Below are 15,849 nucleotides of genomic sequence, written 5' to 3' on the forward strand. Positions count from 1 at the left end.
TTAAAATTTCATCCTAGAACTATGATCATTCTCGTGGCAAAATAGAAAGTAGCATCACATGATACAAACCAGGCAAACAATTTGGAAGCGCTTACGGTTGTAGTCGGTTTGTCAAAGAGGGGAGCGTTGCCATGCGCAAGGTATTAATCGCAAACCGTGGTGAGATTGCCAGACGAATTATCCGTACATGCAAGGCAAGAGGAGTGGCTACGGTTGCTGTCTATTCGGATGCAGACAAGGATCTGCCGTTTGTTCGTGAAGCAGATGAGTCAGTCCATATTGGTCCACCGCCTGTTCCACACAGCTACCTGAACGTAGAGGCCATTCTTGCAGCAGCGAAAAGCACCGGTGCCGATGCCATTCATCCGGGATACGGTCTTTTGTCAGAAAACGAAGCTTTTGCCCGCCGTGTTCTGGAGGAAGGTCTTCTTTTCATTGGTCCAACCCCGGAGGTCATCGGTCAAATGGGTGACAAGCTGACTGCTCGTCATATTATGGAGACTGCGGGAGTACCAGTCGTTCCAGGGTGCGAACAGGCTATCGATTCACCAGATGAAGCAGCTGTCATCGCGATGTCCATCGGATATCCTGTGATGCTAAAGGCCAGTGCTGGCGGCGGAGGAATCGGGATGCACATTTGTCGAGACGAGGCTGAGCTGCGTCAAGCCTACCAATCGGCGAAAGGTCGTGCAAAAGCGTATTTTGGTAACGATGCGATGTACATGGAGAAGTACGTGGAACGTCCGCGCCACATCGAAGTGCAGGTCGTTGCCGATCAGCATGGAAACGTCATCCACTTATTAGAACGGGAATGCTCTATACAGCGCAGACATCAAAAGGTACTCGAAGAAAGCCCTTCGCCCTTTTTGGACATAGCAACGAGAGAGCTTCTGTGCGATGCAGCGGTTACAGCCGCGAAAGCAGTGAGCTATTCGGGTGTTGGAACAGTTGAATTTATCGTAGATGAACAGAAAAACTTTTACTTCTTGGAAATGAATACACGCTTGCAAGTGGAGCATCCCGTGACGGAAGAAATGACGGGCATTGACCTCGTATCGCTCCAACTGGACATTGCCGATGGTCACCCGTTGTCGATCGAGCAAGAGGACGTCAAGGCTCTGCGCCACGCGATTGAGCTGCGTGTCTATGCGGAAGACCCTGTCACCTTCCTTCCATCGCCAGGGACGATTACGTTATACCAGCCACCTGCATTTGAACATGTACGAATTGATGATGGGGTAGAGACAGGTACACAGGTGACTCCTTTTTACGACCCGATGATTGCAAAGGTCATTGTATCTGGGGCGACAAGACAAGAGGCTGTGCAACAGGCGCAGAAGGCCATGGATCATTTTCTGATTACTGGCATTAAAACGAACATTCCGTTTTTGCAAGAAGTATTACAGGACGACCAATTCCGAGCAGGTAACTATACGACATGGTTCGTTACTGAGCGTGGAGCGGCATCAAGCAAGGAAAAACGCTAAGCTAATAAAAATGATAGGTAAGGGAGAGGACCATCCATGAAACAAGTAGCAGCCAATATGGCAGGAACTGTTATTAATGTCCTGGTTCAGCCAGGTGACGAGATCAATGAAGGACAAGACGTCCTTGTACTGGAATCGATGAAAATGGAAGTTCCTGTACAGGCTCAAGCCTCAGGCAAGGTTGTGGAAGTAAAAGCGAACATTGGCGATTTTGTCAACGATGGCGATATCATTGTCGTTTTGGAATAGGATTAGAATACTCCTAAACTGAGCGACCGCTAGGCGAGGAGGTGGGCTTATAGTGCGTGTGCAAATCGTGGAGGTCGGCCCTCGTGACGGGCTGCAAAATGAGAGCGCGATCGTTCCGGCGGCAGCAAAAATCACGCTGATTCATAAGCTGATGGAAGCAGGCTTGAAGCGGATCGAAGCAAGTTCGTTTGTGAATCCAAAATGGATACCGCAATTGGCGGATGCAGATGAGGTCTTGCAGGGAATCAATCGCAGCCAAGAGGTAACGCTTAGTGCATTGGTTCCAAATATTCGCGGTCTGGAGCGGGCGCGCCAATGTGGACTGACAGAGATTGCCCTGTTCATGTCTGCCTCTGAAACGCATAATCAAAAAAACATCAATAAACGGATAGAAGACACGTTTCCGATCCTGCGGGAGGTTGCCCAGGAAGCGCTAGCTCTCGGGATGAAAGTTCGCGGATATATCTCAACGGTGTTCGGTTGTCCGTACGAGGGAAATGTTCCACTGGCCAATAGCCGCAGGGTGACAGAGGCTCTTTTGGAAATGGGAGTGTACGAGATTTCTCTAGGGGATACGATAGGGGTTGCCACACCGAAGCAGGTTCATGAGGTTTTTGGAGAACTTGTGAAAGATGTTACGAACGAGCGCTTAGCCGCCCATTTCCACGATACAAGAGGAACTGGATTGGCGAACGTAGCAGCAGCGTTAGCGGAAGGAATCCGGATCTTTGACAGCTCAATCGGCGGACTCGGTGGATGCCCGTATGCCCCAGGAGCTGCCGGCAACATTTCGACTGAAGATTTGGTTTACATGCTGCATGGAATGGACTATGAAACGGGCGTCGATCTCCAGAAGTTGATTGAGGCTGGTGCGTATATTGGGCAGCAATTGGACAAAGAGCTCCCCTCAAAAGTGCTGCGGGCATCGCTCGCAAGCAAACCAGCTGGATGATCTGTATGTTCTACACATTCGCAAAGAGGGGATAGAATATGACGGTTTCCCTGCAAAGAGAGGGCGCAATCGGCGTACTAACGCTGCAACGGCCAGAAGTTTTTAACTGCCTCAATCTTGAAACGCTCGTGACATTGCGCGGCTTGATCAGTGAAATCAGCCATGATCGTGACATCCGAACGGTCATTGTGACAGGTGCTGGCGACAAGGCGTTTTGCTCTGGTGCGGATTTAAGAGAGCGGCGCTCCATGTCACCACAACAGGTCGATGTCTATATCCAAACGATTCGAGATACGTTCACAGAGCTGGAAAAGCTACCGAAACCAGTCATCGCGGCGATTAACGGGCTGGCGCTGGGGGGCGGTACAGAATTGGCGTTGGCGTGCGATCTGCGGATCATGAGTGAGCATGCCCAGATGGGTTTAACGGAGACATCGCTCGGGATCATCCCGGGTGCTGGCGGAACACAGCGTTTGCCTCGGCTGGTTGGAAAAGGCGTCGCCAAGGAACTGATTTTTACGGCAAGGCGAGTATATCCGGAGGAGGCACTGTCCATTGGGTTGATCAATCGGATTGTTTCCGCTGATCAACTTATGGCTACAGCGATTGCTGTGGCTGAGCAAATATCAGCGAATGCTCCACTTGCCCTAGCCCAAGCCAAGTTTGCTATCGATTGTGGAGTGGAAGTCGAGCTAGCTAGCGGACTTCAGATTGAGAGCAATGCGTATAAGCTGCTCGTCCCGACGAAAGACCGCCTAGAAGGACTCGCAGCCTTTCAAGAAAAACGAAAACCGATATACCGCGGAGAGTGACGAGGGGGATTACGCTGATGACCAAACATTTGGAAGACACATTGCACGAAAAAATCGCCCAAGTAGTGCAAGGGGGCGATGCCAAGTATCATGACAAGCTCAAGGAGCAAAACAAGCTGTTCGTCCGAGATCGTCTCAAGCTATTGTTCGATGACGAGTTCATGGTCGAGGATGGGCTGTTCGCGAATGTCATCGCAGGCGATCTGCCGGCGGATGGAGTTGTGACCGCAATCGGCAAGGTAAATGGTCAAACTGTCTGCGTGATGGCTAATGATTCGACAGTGAAAGCCGGGTCTTGGGGATCGCGGACCGTCGAAAAAATTATTCGCATTCAAGAGACCGCTGAAAAAATGCGTGTTCCTCTTCTCTATCTAGTGGACTCAGCAGGAGCGCGTATCACTGACCAATTGGAGATGTTCCCAGGCCGACGGGGTGCTGGGCGAATTTTTTACAACCAAGTGAAGCTTTCCGGCAAAATTCCACAAGTGTGCATTTTGTTTGGACCTTCTGCTGCTGGTGGCGCTTATATCCCAGCTTTTTGTGACATTGTCATCATGGTCGACAAAAACGCGAGCATGTACTTGGGCTCTCCGCGTATGGCGGAAATGGTGATTGGAGAAAAAGTGAGCTTGGAAGAGTTGGGCGGCGCACGGATGCATTGCTCCGTCAGCGGATGCGGCGACGTACTGGCTGCCAATGAAGAAGAAGCGATTCAAGCAGCGCGCAGCTATCTCCGTTTCTTCCCGGCGAACTATACGTTGACGCCACCGACTGTACTGGCGAAGGCCCCTGTGTCTACAGCGAAGGAAATCACGAGCATCGTACCGGAGAACCAAAATGCAGCTTTCAATATGCATGATGTCATTACAGCATTGGTCGACGAGGATTCGTTCTTTGAAATCAAAAAATTATTTGCCCAAGAGCTGATTACCGGATTGGCACGTTTGGATGGCAAGCCTGTCGGTATCATTGCCAACCAGCCGCGTGTGAAGGGAGGAGTCTTGTTTGTAGATTCGGCTGACAAGGCGGCTCGATTCATCACGTTGTGCGATGCGTTTTCGATCCCACTCCTGTTCTTGGCGGATGTTCCTGGCTTTATGATCGGGACAGCAGTAGAGCGGGCAGGCATTATCAGACACGGGGCCAAAATGATCTCCGCCATGGCGGAAGCTACCGTACCGAAAATCTCCGTCATTGTACGCAAAGCATATGGTGCTGGCTTGTATGCAATGGCCAGCTCTGCATTTGAGCCAGATGCTTGCCTCGCACTGCCTGGTGCCCAAATCGCCGTAATGGGTCCAGAAGCAGCGGTCAATGCCGTCTACAGTAACAAAATTCAGGCGATTGAGGACCCGGCAGAGCGTCAAGCGTTTATTCATGAAAAACGCAGAGAGTATCAGGAGGACATCGATCTGTACTTACTGGCATCCAACTTGATTGTAGATGCTGTTGTGCCTCCAAGCGAACTAAGACGAGAATTAATCCAGCGCTACGAGGTTTACAAGGAAAAGCGTCACGTTTTTTCGGACAGAAAGCATGCGGTTTATCCCGTATAATTCAGGGTTCAGGCTGTCGTCAAAAGGCGATGGCCTGATTTTTTTTACAGAAAATGTGTGACAACCTAGGAATATTTCGATAATTTCGATCTTTTTTTGTGTCAATCAATTGAACAATCCCGAAAACTCTGTTATTCTTGAAAAATAAGCATTGATTAATGTGGGTGAACAAATGCTGCTAAAATCAAGGGCGTGTCAGGTGGTAGTCATAGGTGGAGGGTCTGTCGGGCTGCTGTATGCAGCAAGGCTCGCACTCGCTGGACAACCTGTTACGATTGTTACACGCAGTTCACTCCAGGCGAATCAGCTAAATGAACGCGGGCTCAGCTTTCAAAAGCTAAATGGCGAAACAGTCACTATTCCTGTCACCGCCAGCCCCATTGAAGAAGGATTGCCTGAAGGGAATCTGTATCTGTTAACAGTAAAGCAGCCAGATTTGCACAGCGTGCTTCCAGCCTTAAAAGGGGTAGACCTTGAGGCAAGAGTGATCGCTTTGCAAAATGGCATGGGGCATTACGAATTGCTTCGAACCATTTTAACGGAGACACAGTGTTTCTTTGCGATTAATACGGAAGGAGCAAGGAGATTGTCGCCTACAGAAGTCGTGCATACCGGTACAGGTACTTTGCGCGTAGGTTCTTGGGAGACTTCTGATTGCAATGATCCACTGATTCGCACATTTGTTGAGTGGGCAATATCAACAGGCATGGAGGCTGTCTATGAAAAGGCAATACAGCCCTTCGCTTGGCGCAAGCTCATCGCAAATGCACTGATCAATCCGTTAACCGCGCTTTTTGAAATCCCAAATGGTGCTCTCCTCGAAAATTCACATACGCAACAGCTCATGCGTGCTTTATTTGTGGAAGCAGCTGCAGTGGCTGCCTATGCCGGACAAAAAATCGAGGATGCAGACTTGCAGGAAATTGTCTCCATTTGCCGAAATACTTCCCGTAACCTTTCCTCCATGTTGCAGGATATAAAGAAGCGCAGACCGACGGAAGTGCAGTCTATCAATGGCTATCTCGTCCAAGTAGGACAAAAGGCCGGGATTCCGACTCCGCTGCACGAAACCTTGCTTCGCGTTATCCTTCTGAAGTCAGACATGGGAATACGGAAGGAGGGAGGCGACAGTAGATGACCTTTTTGGCGAATGTCTGGGCCTATTTGTGGGGTACGCTGACGGTTGTGCCGTTTCTCGGATTTCCGCTCGTTTATTTCATCTTGTATGTGACGACGCGGAATAAGAAATTGGCAGGCCGCTTCGCGATAAATATCACGAATCTTTTGGTGATTCGTTCTGCCGTTTCCGCTTACGAACTGATTTGGCCCGAGGCTTTGTCCGCTTGGTGGTGGGTATTCTGCTTTTACCTAGTGGTAACCGTGCTACTTGGGTGGGTACAGATGAAGTGGAAGGGGCGGCTCTCCCTCAAAAAGGTAGGATTTTCGGCCTGGCGTTTGTCGTTTCTCTGGTTTGGAATCGTCTACATAGTGCTGTTTACGACCGGAATTATCAAAACGATGGGTGTCGTGTAAAGCACTGTTGATACATATCGTATTTATTCCGATAAGAAAGAAGGTTGGAACTATGCGACTTCCCATCGAGACCATCGGTCACAAGATTCGAATGATTCGGAAAGAACGCGGCTTTACCTTGGAAATTATGGCAGGCAAGACAGGGTTAAGCAAAGGTTTGCTGAGCCAAGTAGAGCGTGGAATTTCGCAGCCGTCGCTTGATTCGCTGTGGAAAATCACCAAAGCTCTGGAGTCACCCATCATTCATTTTTTCGAGGATATTGATCAGAAGCAGGTGCATGTGACTCGCTTGCAAAAACGCAGACAACTAGTCTTTCCTGAATCGACGGGCACTTATTCGCTGCTCTCGATGGGAGGCAGTGCCAAGCTGGGGATGCTGGAAGTGCGACTGATGCCTGGAGAAATGGCTGTCGACAAATTCGTACAGTCTGAGGGAGAAGAGTGCTTCACGGTCATTACTGGTAGTGTGACAGCGCGCTTCAACGATGAAGAGCATGTATTGGAAGCAGGAGACAGTATTTCATTTGACAGTAGCAAAACACACTCAATCGAAAATACAGGAGAAACGGAAGCTTTGTTAATTTGGTCCGTCACACCTCCACAATTTTAATACAAGCGCGAACGAGCCTGTATTACACTTTGACAACCCATTAAAGTGGGTTGTCTTGTTTTTTGTGGCTGTGGAGCATGTTATAATTTTGATTGACCATGGCCCTAAGAAAGGTGAGCTAGCATGAATGTTGAATGTCTCGCGCTTCCATTGGCGAATCCGCTGGCACAGGAGTACCAGCAGCAAAATGCCTCTGCATTACAGTTTTTTGCGCATAATCCCTACCGAGAACAGTCCTACCGAGAACGCGTGGAATGGCTTCAAAGTCAATCCTATCCTCACCGGAACCAGCTCGTGGAAGGTTTATATCGTTTTAATAAAGAGATGGGTACTCACCCTGAAGTACTGAAAAATATCGAGTTGCTCAAACAGCCAGACACATATGTGGTCATCGGCGGTCAGCAAGCAGGAGTTCTGGGTGGACCACTCTATACAGTCAACAAAGCTGTTCACCTGATCCAGGCAGCGAAAAGGCTGTCTGCCGAGCTTCAGGCGAACGTCATTCCGGTGTTTTGGATTGCTGGGGAAGACCATGACATCGATGAGATCGATCATGTGTACTGGGGAGCGGACGATGGAAAGCGCCTGCATAAAGAGCGGCTGCCTCTGAACAAAAAGGGCCGCCAATCTGCAAGTACGCTACCCTTGGACCCTGAACTGTGTACACAGTTCCTGGAAAAGTTTTTCCAGGGACAAACAGAGACTGCCGAAACCAAGAAGATTCGTGAGTTGCTGACGCAGACTGCGGCAGATTCGCGTACAGTCGCAGAGTGGTTTGCCCGCTTGATGGCAAAACTGTTTGGCAAGCACGGTCTAGTTCTGGTTGAATCCTCGTTGCCATTTGTTCGTGAACTGCAGCAACCCATTTTTTCACAGATCATTGAGAACAATGAGCAATTGACGAAGGTGATGCTACGGGCGGCGGATCGGATTTCAACAGCTGGCTATCCGCTTCAATTGCAAGTGGAAGAGCATCAAGCTAATTTGTTCGTCTATGAGGGCAATGATCGATTGCTGCTAGAACGTCACGGGGAGCGCTTTATCAATCGGAGACGCTCTTACAGTCGCGATGAATTGCTCAAGCAGGTTGCAGATTCCCCGGAGCGTTTTAGCACAAATGTCGTTACTCGTGGGTTGATGCAGGAGCATCTGTTTCCTACGCTTGCCTTCATTGGAGGTCCTGGCGAGATTGCTTATTGGGCGTTTTATCGGGAGGTATTCGAGCTGTTCGGGATGCAGATGCCGATCGTATTGCCTCGTATGTCTATTACCCTTGTGGAAGGTACTCAACAGAGACTGCTGGATAGCTTGGGGCTTTCTATTGAACAAGTCTTGACTGATTTCACCGCTTGGAAAACCGAGTGGTCCAAAAACCAGGTACCGCATCCGTTGGAGCAGCAATTCGCATCGGCAAGGGAGTTGATCATGTCGATCTATCGTCCGCTGGTAGAAGAGGTCGTTTCTTTGGATGGCGGATTGCGTGGTCTGGCTGAGAAAAATAGTAAGCTGCTATTAGAGCAAGTATCCTTTTTGGAAGAGCGTCTGATTCGTTCGCTACAGCAAAAAGATGACGTGGAGCATGTGCGCGTCCAACGAATTGAGACCGCTTTGTTGCCCGAAGGTGCTCTGCAAGAAAGAAAGCATTCGTTTTTCCCATTTGCAAATAAGTATGGTCTTGGCTTGGTTGACCGTTTAGTAGATGCGCCATTCGCGCATGATGGTACTCATCAACTTTATTACCTGTAAAAGGCAGTGCAAAATAGTCGGATCGTCCTAGAAGTGGACCCGGCTATTTTTTGTTGTTTAAGTTGATGGAAAACTTTTCTTCTAATTATGCTGAAACTTTTCCGACAAATTCTGCGTATTAGTAGTAATGGATTGTTTTTGGGGAAAGGTGGTACTCGGGATGCAGATTACATTACAACAAATCGGGAAAAAAGCCACTCTACTAGTTGTTAGCTTGTCGGTTTTATTGACGGGTATTGCAACCGCAGGATTGAAAAAGGCCGACGCACGGGAAGAATACGTGGCCAATTCACCTGCATTTATCGACACAAATGGACATTGGGCAGCAAAAGAAATAGGGATCGCTACCAAAAAAGGATTGATTAAAGGATTTCCCGACGGGACCTTTAAGCCAGAACAAACAGTGACGCAAGAACAGTTTTTATCCCTAATTGAACGCGTTATTCCTTCCTTTACAGGTCATGAGCCTGACAGCTTTATCAAAGAGACCTACTTGCAGGCTGCTGCGGGACGCTGGTCGGAAAAAACCTATCACCATTTGGCTTCAGCGGGTATCATGCCATCCGGGAAGCCGACGCATAGCATGACACGGTTGGAAGCGGCAAGAACCTTGCTGGCAGCCATCGGGCATCAATCAGAAGGGGAAAAATATCGGGGAACGACAGCGAAATTTTTCACGGATCTTTCAGTCGAAAATGAAACACAGGTGATGACGGTCTACCCTGCCTACAAAATGGGGATTTTGGCTGGCTTTCCAGATGGAAGCTTTCGTCCTGATGACAAAATCAACAGAGCACAGGCAGTCGTCCTGTTAAATCGTTTGGAAACAAAAATCGACGAGCTGTATCCTGGCAATGTAGCAGAGAGCGAGAAAAAGGCAATGACACAAGCCGTCTCGTCATTTGTGGGAGACGTGATGGATAAGCAAAAGATTCGTCGCTTTGATGACTTGTCCGCGTATGTAAAGAAAAACAATCTGCCTGTCAGCGAATCGTTTTTACGTGAGCATTTTTCGTTTATGCAGTATGAAGTGTATGATTATGTCCGGTTTCCGCAATTTAATGAGCTGATGTACTTTGCAAAAATCGGAATGAATAAATACAGAATGACGGTTCAATATTACGCAGGGGATTTGGGTGGAAGTGTCGATCGCACGTTTTACCTTTCCTCGAGCGATGGCAAAACGTTTCGACTGATTGGAAAAGATGAATAAGAAAAGAAGGCTGGGATATGACCCCAGCCTTTTTTCGTGTCAGGGATGCCGTTTTTGCCAGATAAAAAGGACGAATGCAATCACGAGGGGATAGAGGGCGGACCATCCCAAAAAAGGATAGAGTCCCACTGTACAGACGAGAGAAGTCCAGGAAGCGATTCGGCCTACGCGACTATTATGCAAGAGTCGGACACCAGCCAGACACCCGCCGATGTAAGTCGCAAAAAAGGTTGCATTAGGCAGCTCGATGAGTCTGGACAAGTCGATCACGTCGAAATAGAGTACACCGAGAACGAGGACAAAACAAAGAGAGAGAAACAGAAGTCCGCCGGTTGGTGTCCGGTACTTGGCATGGAGGGTGCCAAACCAGCGAGGAGCGATCTTTTCTTGCGCCAGCGAATAGGCGATGCGTGAAGCAGCACCAATGTAAGCGTTGGCTGTTGCGATACAAATGAACAGTGCGGTTACGGCTACGATCCATCCGCCGATCGGACCCAGGGAGAGTTGAACCATGACACTGAGTGAGGCAGCGGAGATGCCGACCCCGTAGCTATGCGTAGCCACAGTCATAAAGGCCACGGCAAAATACAAGAGAGCGACGATTCCCGCGCTCCACAAAACACCGCGAATCGCGTTTTTCGCAGGATCGACGAATTCCTCTGAGAGATGCGTCACGGCTTCCCACCCAATGAAGCACCAGAACATCAGACCTGCTGCTTGCACGACACTCAACCAACCGTTTGGCATAAAAGGGGTAAAGTGCGTGACTGATGCATGCGGAATGCTTGCGACAATGGCTAAAATCAAAATCGTAATAATCAGCGAGACAACAATCGTTTGGACACGTGCAGCTACATGTAAGCCTATAACATTCATCATAAGGACAGCGAGAAGAAGCAGAGCAGCAGCCGCATAAACTTGCGACTCACTCCAGTTCAGCAGGATCGCAATGTAGTTGGCCCCTGTAACACTTAGAATCGGTGCGCCAATCGGGACAGACAAGAGAAAGAACCAGCCTACCATGTTTCCGAATCGATCTCCGTACGCTGTCCGTACAAATGTAGAGACTCCACCTGAGCTCGGATAACGAGCAGATAACAGCCCCATCGTAATGGCCATGGGCAGGACGAGAATAGACATGACGAGCCAAGCTAAAATGGAAGCAGGACCAGCCTTCTGCGCTGCGAGTCCGGGGATGAGCAGGACGCCGGAACCGATCACAGCTCCGATGTATAAGGCGACGATCTGCGGAAGTCGCAGTGTTTTGGCTAGACTGGGGGCTTGCGTCGATGATTTCCCCATAGGTAGATCCCTCACTTTTTTTACTTACCTTGTCGTTGGTAACTGAAGTGTAGCATAGACTTAATCATCGGAGTTATCTATAATATTAGATAATTCAAATCGATTTTTTCGATGAAAAGAGGGAGAAATCTGGATACTCGTTATTTGCAAACATTCCGTGAAGTAGCAAAATGCCAAAGTTTTACTCGTGCAGCAGAAATTTTAGGATACGCGCAGTCGAGTGTAACGACCCAAATTCAAAATCTGGAATCGGAGTTCGGTGTCAGTCTATTCGAGCGTTGGGGCAAAAAAATCAGGCTTACTCATGCAGGCGAAGTGCTTCTCGGCTACAGCGAACAGCTGCAAGCTGTATTAGATGAAGCAAAAGCGAATCTGTCAGAGCAAGCACATCTGGCGGGAACGTTGAGTATCGGAACGGTGGAGTCACTAGCAGCCTTTTATTTACCACCCTATTTGCAAAAATTTCGCTTGGAGCAGCCACGTATGCGAATCATGCTTGCACCGGGCATCTGTCAAGACTTGAGGCAAGGGGTAAAGGAAGGGAAGTTCGATTTCGCCTTTGTGCTCGATTGGCTCCACGATCAATCTGAGCTGACAAATGTCGTTTTAGGTGAGGAAAAACTAGTTGTTGTGGCTGCGCCTACACACCCGCTTGTGAAAAAAGAGCAGGTAGAAACGCACGATTTTAGCGGGGAAACCTGGATTTTTACAGAAAAGGGATGCAGTTACCGAGGGATGATGGAATCGGTGTTGCGTGAAGCAGGAGCCACCGTGGAATCTTCTTTTGAATTTGGCAGTCTGGAAGCGATAAAACAATGTGTCGCATATGATTTAGGAATTGCGTTACTTCCGAAAATTGTCGTACAAGAAGAAGTAAAAAATGGTACACTTGTAATACTCTCGTTTTCCCATCCGGATATCCGTGTTTTCCGACAGTTGGTCTACCATAAAAAGAAATGGATGCCACAGGCTTTGTTACGCTTTTTGGAGTTACTTACGGTAGAAACTGCAGAGTGTAAAGTGCCGATAATAGGAAGGTAATTGGAAAAACTGATGATGGTTGAACTTGCGTATGATATGATAGACAAGGTTGCTTTATGAGATAAAAGGAGGTCCATCCGTACATGAACACAGTATCTGAAAGCATCGTAAAAGATATGGCGTTGGCGCACAACGGCCATCTGAAGATTGATTGGGTAAAAGAACACATGCCTGTCCTGAACCGCATTCGCGAGCGCTTTGAAAAAGAGAAGCCGTTTGCAGGACTGAAAGTTGCGATCTCCTTGCACTTGGAAGCGAAAACAGCTTATCTGGCAAAAGTAGTTCAAGCTGGTGGCGCTGAAGTAACCATTACCGGTTCCAACCCGCTGTCTACGCAAGATGACATTTGCGCAGCGTTGGTGGAAGACGGCATTCGCGTATTTGCGAAATACAATCCAGATCCTGCTGAGTACAAAGAGCACCTGATCAAAACACTGGAAACTCGTCCTGACTTGATCATTGATGACGGTGGCGACCTGATCACCATTTTGCACAGCGAGCGCCGTGATCTGCTGTCTCAAGTACGTGGTGGTGCAGAAGAAACCACAACAGGTATTCTGCGTCTGAAAGCGCTAGAAAAAGAAGGCAAGCTCGAATTCCCAATGGTTGCCGTAAACGATGCATTCTGCAAATACTTGTTCGACAACCGCTATGGTACTGGTCAATCCGTATGGGATGGGATCAACCGTACAACGAACCTTGTAGTTGCGGGTAAAACTGTTGTTGTAGCAGGCTATGGCTGGTGCGGTAAAGGTGTAGCGATGCGCGCAAAAGGTTTGGGCGCAAAAGTAATCGTAACCGAAATCGACCCAATCAAAGCGGTAGAAGCTTACATGGATGGATTTGAAGTAATGCCAATGCTTGAAGCTGCGAAGCATGGTGACTACTTCGTAACAGTGACAGGTAACCGCGATATCATCAGCAAAGAGCATTTTGCTGTGATGAAAGATGGCGCAATCTTGTCCAACGCGGGTCACTTCGATGTCGAAGTAAACAAGGTCGATCTGAATGCAATGTCGACTTCTTCCCGTATTGTGCGTAAAGATATTGAAGAATTTGTCTTGGCTGATGGTCGAAAAGTGTATCTGCTCGCAGAAGGCCGCCTCGTGAACTTGGCTGCTGGCGACGGACATCCGGCTGAAATCATGGATATGACCTTTGCACTGCAAGCAGTATCCTTGGCTTATGTCAATGAACAGTACCAAAACATTGGCAAAAAAGTGCTGAACGTACCATTCGAATTGGATCAAATGGTGGCACAGTACAAGTTGGAAGCTCTGAACATCGGAATCGACAAATTGACAAATGAGCAAAAATCCTACCTGGAAAGCTGGGTCGAATAGTCACTCGAATCCCGTCTTTTCCCGGCAAAAAAATATGCGAAAAAATCCTGCATACAAACGCAGGATTTTTTTTTATAATAACAAATAGGTACCAGGTGGGGAAAAGTGGGGGAAAGTGGAGCCAACCGACAGGAAAGTGGGGGACCAGGGCGTGTTCATGGGGGAATATCAGCACAGCATCGACGAAAAAGGCCGCCTGACGATCCCAGCCAAATTCCGTGAAGGGCTAGGCGCTTCCTTTGTTATTACCCGCGGGCTGGACCAATGTTTGTTTGCTTATCCGCAAGATGAGTGGAAACAACTAGAGGAAAGACTCAAGTCTCTCCCATTTACAAAAGCAGATGCTCGCGCATTTACACGATTTTTCTTTTCAGGTGCCACCGAATGCGAGTGGGACAAGCAGGGAAGGGTAAACATACCACCCAATTTACGTGAGCATGCAGGCATGCAAAAAGAATGTGTGATCATTGGGGTGTCAAACCGTGTAGAGGTATGGAGCAAGGAACGCTGGGAAGATTATTTTGCTCAGTCAGAAGGCTCTTTTGGAGAAATTGCCGAAAAACTGGTTGATTTTAATTTGTAGCAGCGAGAAGAACAGGAGTGACGACATTGTCGTTTCATCACGTAACCGTTTTGATGGATGAGGCTGTCGCAGGGCTAAACATTCGTCCTGGAGGCATTTATGTAGACTGTACACTTGGTGGAGCTGGGCATAGCAGCTTGATTGCTTCCAAGCTGACGGAGGGCGGTCGCCTTATCGCCATCGATCAGGACGACTGGGCACTGGATAATGCCCGCGAAAGACTCGCTTCCTATATGGACAGAGTCACGCTGGTAAAGAGCAACTTTCGCCATATCAAAGACATTGTGAGAGATTTAGGTTTGGATGGCGTAGACGGGGTGTTGTTTGACCTCGGGGTATCCTCTCCGCAATTGGACGAGGGAGAGCGCGGCTTCAGTTACAATGCCGATGCACCCTTGGATATGAGAATGGACCAACAAGCGCCACTGTCCGCCTATGACATTATCAATGAGTGGGATGAAGAAGAGATTGCTAAGATCATTTGGCTGTACGGAGAAGAGAAATTTTCCCGGAGAATTGCCCGGCAAATCGTTCAACAAAGGAAGAAGCAGCCGATCCAAACAACAGGTGAACTCGTTGAGTTGATTAAGGAAGGAATTCCTGCCGCTGCGCGCCGTACCGGACCCCATCCGGCGAAGCGTACCTTTCAGGCAATTCGGATCGCAGTCAATGATGAATTGGATGCATTCAAAGAGGCCGTCGTCGATGCTATTACTGTCTTGAATCCAGAAGGTCGCGTAAGCGTCATCACGTTTCATTCCTTAGAGGACAGAATTTGCAAGCAAATTTATCAAGACTTTTCAAAAGGGTGCACGTGCCCGCCAGCCTTTCCGATTTGCACATGCGGAAATAAAGCGGTTGTAAAAGTCATTACAAAGAAGCCGATTTTGCCATCAGAAGAAGAATTGGAAGCAAACAAACGTGCACGATCAGCTAAACTACGGGTAGCGGAGAAGCTATAGACCGGGATCGACGAGAAAGGGGAGGGAGAAGCGATGAGTTATTACTACCGAGGAAATCTAGCTATGGAGTTGGAACAACAATCCCGCTCTGTAACGAAAACAACAAAGCGCACGGTTCGAATCAAGCCAACGATTCCGACCGGAGAAAAATTGCTGTATCTCTTATTTATCTCGTTAACCGTCGTCGGTTTGGGTCTAGTGGGTGTCCGCTACTCGCAAATTTCCCAGTTGAATTACGAAATTCAAAGCACCAAACATGAAAACCGTGTGACGACAGAAAAAAATGCAACAGTGAAATTGCAAATTGAGCAAATGACCAACCGGGATCGCCTGCAAAAAGAAGCAGAGAAGCAGGGGATGGTATACAATCCAGCAGCTGTACATACGATTGGGAAACCAGAAGTACAGGCGAGTTCTCTGCCGCAAACACAACCCAAAAAACCTTAAATGTTACTGCTCT

General features: G+C 48.4%; 16 protein-coding genes. 15 read left to right on the forward strand and 1 reads right to left on the reverse strand.

The genetic code is table 11. The features are described from left to right. Positions 1-131 precede the first annotated feature (131 nt). The 10 genes from POF51_RS06345 to POF51_RS06390 all read left to right on the forward strand — a co-directional run bounded on the left by POF51_RS06345 (position 132) and on the right by POF51_RS06390 (position 10,158). Positions 132-1,487 (forward strand): acetyl-CoA carboxylase biotin carboxylase subunit, encoded by a 1,356-nt coding sequence (locus POF51_RS06345; protein WP_069849643.1) that lies wholly within the window; start codon positions 132-134, stop codon positions 1,485-1,487. A 36-nt stretch (positions 1,488-1,523) separates the two neighbouring features. Then, positions 1,524-1,736 carry a biotin/lipoyl-containing protein gene (locus tag POF51_RS06350; RefSeq protein ID WP_015892116.1) on the forward strand — a complete coding sequence of 71 codons (213 nt, stop codon included), beginning with the start codon at positions 1,524-1,526 and terminating at the stop codon, positions 1,734-1,736. A gap of 52 nt (positions 1,737-1,788) precedes the next feature. Then, positions 1,789-2,688, forward strand: a complete 900-nt coding sequence (locus POF51_RS06355) for a hydroxymethylglutaryl-CoA lyase (RefSeq protein WP_271754484.1) — start codon at positions 1,789-1,791, stop codon at positions 2,686-2,688. 38 nt (positions 2,689-2,726) lie between these two features. Then, on the forward strand, positions 2,727-3,500 hold the full coding sequence (locus tag POF51_RS06360) for an enoyl-CoA hydratase-related protein (RefSeq protein WP_069849639.1): 774 nt from the start codon (positions 2,727-2,729) through the stop codon (positions 3,498-3,500). A gap of 17 nt (positions 3,501-3,517) precedes the next feature. Continuing rightward, positions 3,518-5,056 (forward strand): acyl-CoA carboxylase subunit beta, encoded by a 1,539-nt coding sequence (locus POF51_RS06365; RefSeq protein ID WP_271754487.1) that lies wholly within the window; start codon positions 3,518-3,520, stop codon positions 5,054-5,056. 172 nt (positions 5,057-5,228) lie between these two features. Then, positions 5,229-6,194, forward strand: a complete 966-nt coding sequence (locus tag POF51_RS06370; protein ID WP_271754490.1) for a ketopantoate reductase family protein — start codon at positions 5,229-5,231, stop codon at positions 6,192-6,194. After that, a complete protein-coding gene (locus POF51_RS06375) occupies positions 6,191-6,589 on the forward strand; it encodes a DUF3397 domain-containing protein (RefSeq protein ID WP_017249573.1) in 399 nt (132 codons plus the stop codon). The genes POF51_RS06370 and POF51_RS06375 overlap by 4 nt, the downstream gene beginning before the upstream one ends. Before the next feature lie 52 nt (positions 6,590-6,641). Further along, entirely contained in the window at positions 6,642-7,199 is a 558-nt protein-coding gene (locus POF51_RS06380; protein WP_007717657.1) for a helix-turn-helix domain-containing protein, read from the forward strand. A 123-nt stretch (positions 7,200-7,322) separates the two neighbouring features. Further along, positions 7,323-8,945, forward strand: coding sequence for a bacillithiol biosynthesis cysteine-adding enzyme BshC (gene bshC / locus POF51_RS06385; RefSeq protein ID WP_271754495.1), 1,623 nt, complete (start codon positions 7,323-7,325; stop codon positions 8,943-8,945). A 160-nt stretch (positions 8,946-9,105) separates the two neighbouring features. Then, entirely contained in the window at positions 9,106-10,158 is a 1,053-nt protein-coding gene (locus POF51_RS06390) for an S-layer homology domain-containing protein (RefSeq protein WP_017249571.1), read from the forward strand. A 39-nt stretch (positions 10,159-10,197) separates the two neighbouring features. Here the strand turns inward: POF51_RS06390 and POF51_RS06395 are convergent, their stop codons facing one another. After that, entirely contained in the window at positions 10,198-11,460 is a 1,263-nt protein-coding gene (locus POF51_RS06395; protein WP_271754498.1) for an APC family permease, read from the reverse strand. Between the two features lie 111 nt (positions 11,461-11,571). Between POF51_RS06395 and POF51_RS06400 the strand changes: the two genes are divergently transcribed. From POF51_RS06400 to ftsL2, 5 genes are all read left to right on the forward strand, one after another. Beyond that, positions 11,572-12,501 (forward strand): LysR family transcriptional regulator, encoded by a 930-nt coding sequence (locus tag POF51_RS06400; RefSeq protein ID WP_069849630.1) that lies wholly within the window; start codon positions 11,572-11,574, stop codon positions 12,499-12,501. Between the two features lie 83 nt (positions 12,502-12,584). Continuing rightward, positions 12,585-13,844 (forward strand): adenosylhomocysteinase, encoded by a 1,260-nt coding sequence (locus POF51_RS06405; protein ID WP_069849628.1) that lies wholly within the window; start codon positions 12,585-12,587, stop codon positions 13,842-13,844. Between the two features lie 151 nt (positions 13,845-13,995). Continuing rightward, positions 13,996-14,427, forward strand: coding sequence for a division/cell wall cluster transcriptional repressor MraZ (mraZ, locus tag POF51_RS06410; protein WP_017249567.1), 432 nt, complete (start codon positions 13,996-13,998; stop codon positions 14,425-14,427). A 17-nt stretch (positions 14,428-14,444) separates the two neighbouring features. Next, entirely contained in the window at positions 14,445-15,389 is a 945-nt protein-coding gene (gene rsmH / locus POF51_RS06415) for a 16S rRNA (cytosine(1402)-N(4))-methyltransferase RsmH (protein ID WP_017249566.1), read from the forward strand. 33 nt (positions 15,390-15,422) lie between these two features. Continuing rightward, positions 15,423-15,836, forward strand: coding sequence for a cell division protein FtsL (ftsL2, locus tag POF51_RS06420; RefSeq protein WP_069849626.1), 414 nt, complete (start codon positions 15,423-15,425; stop codon positions 15,834-15,836). Positions 15,837-15,849: the final 13 nt, after the last annotated feature.

Origin of the sequence: Brevibacillus sp. AG (assembly GCF_028369215.1) — a bacterium.
Classification (GTDB): domain Bacteria; phylum Bacillota; class Bacilli; order Brevibacillales; family Brevibacillaceae; genus Brevibacillus; species Brevibacillus porteri.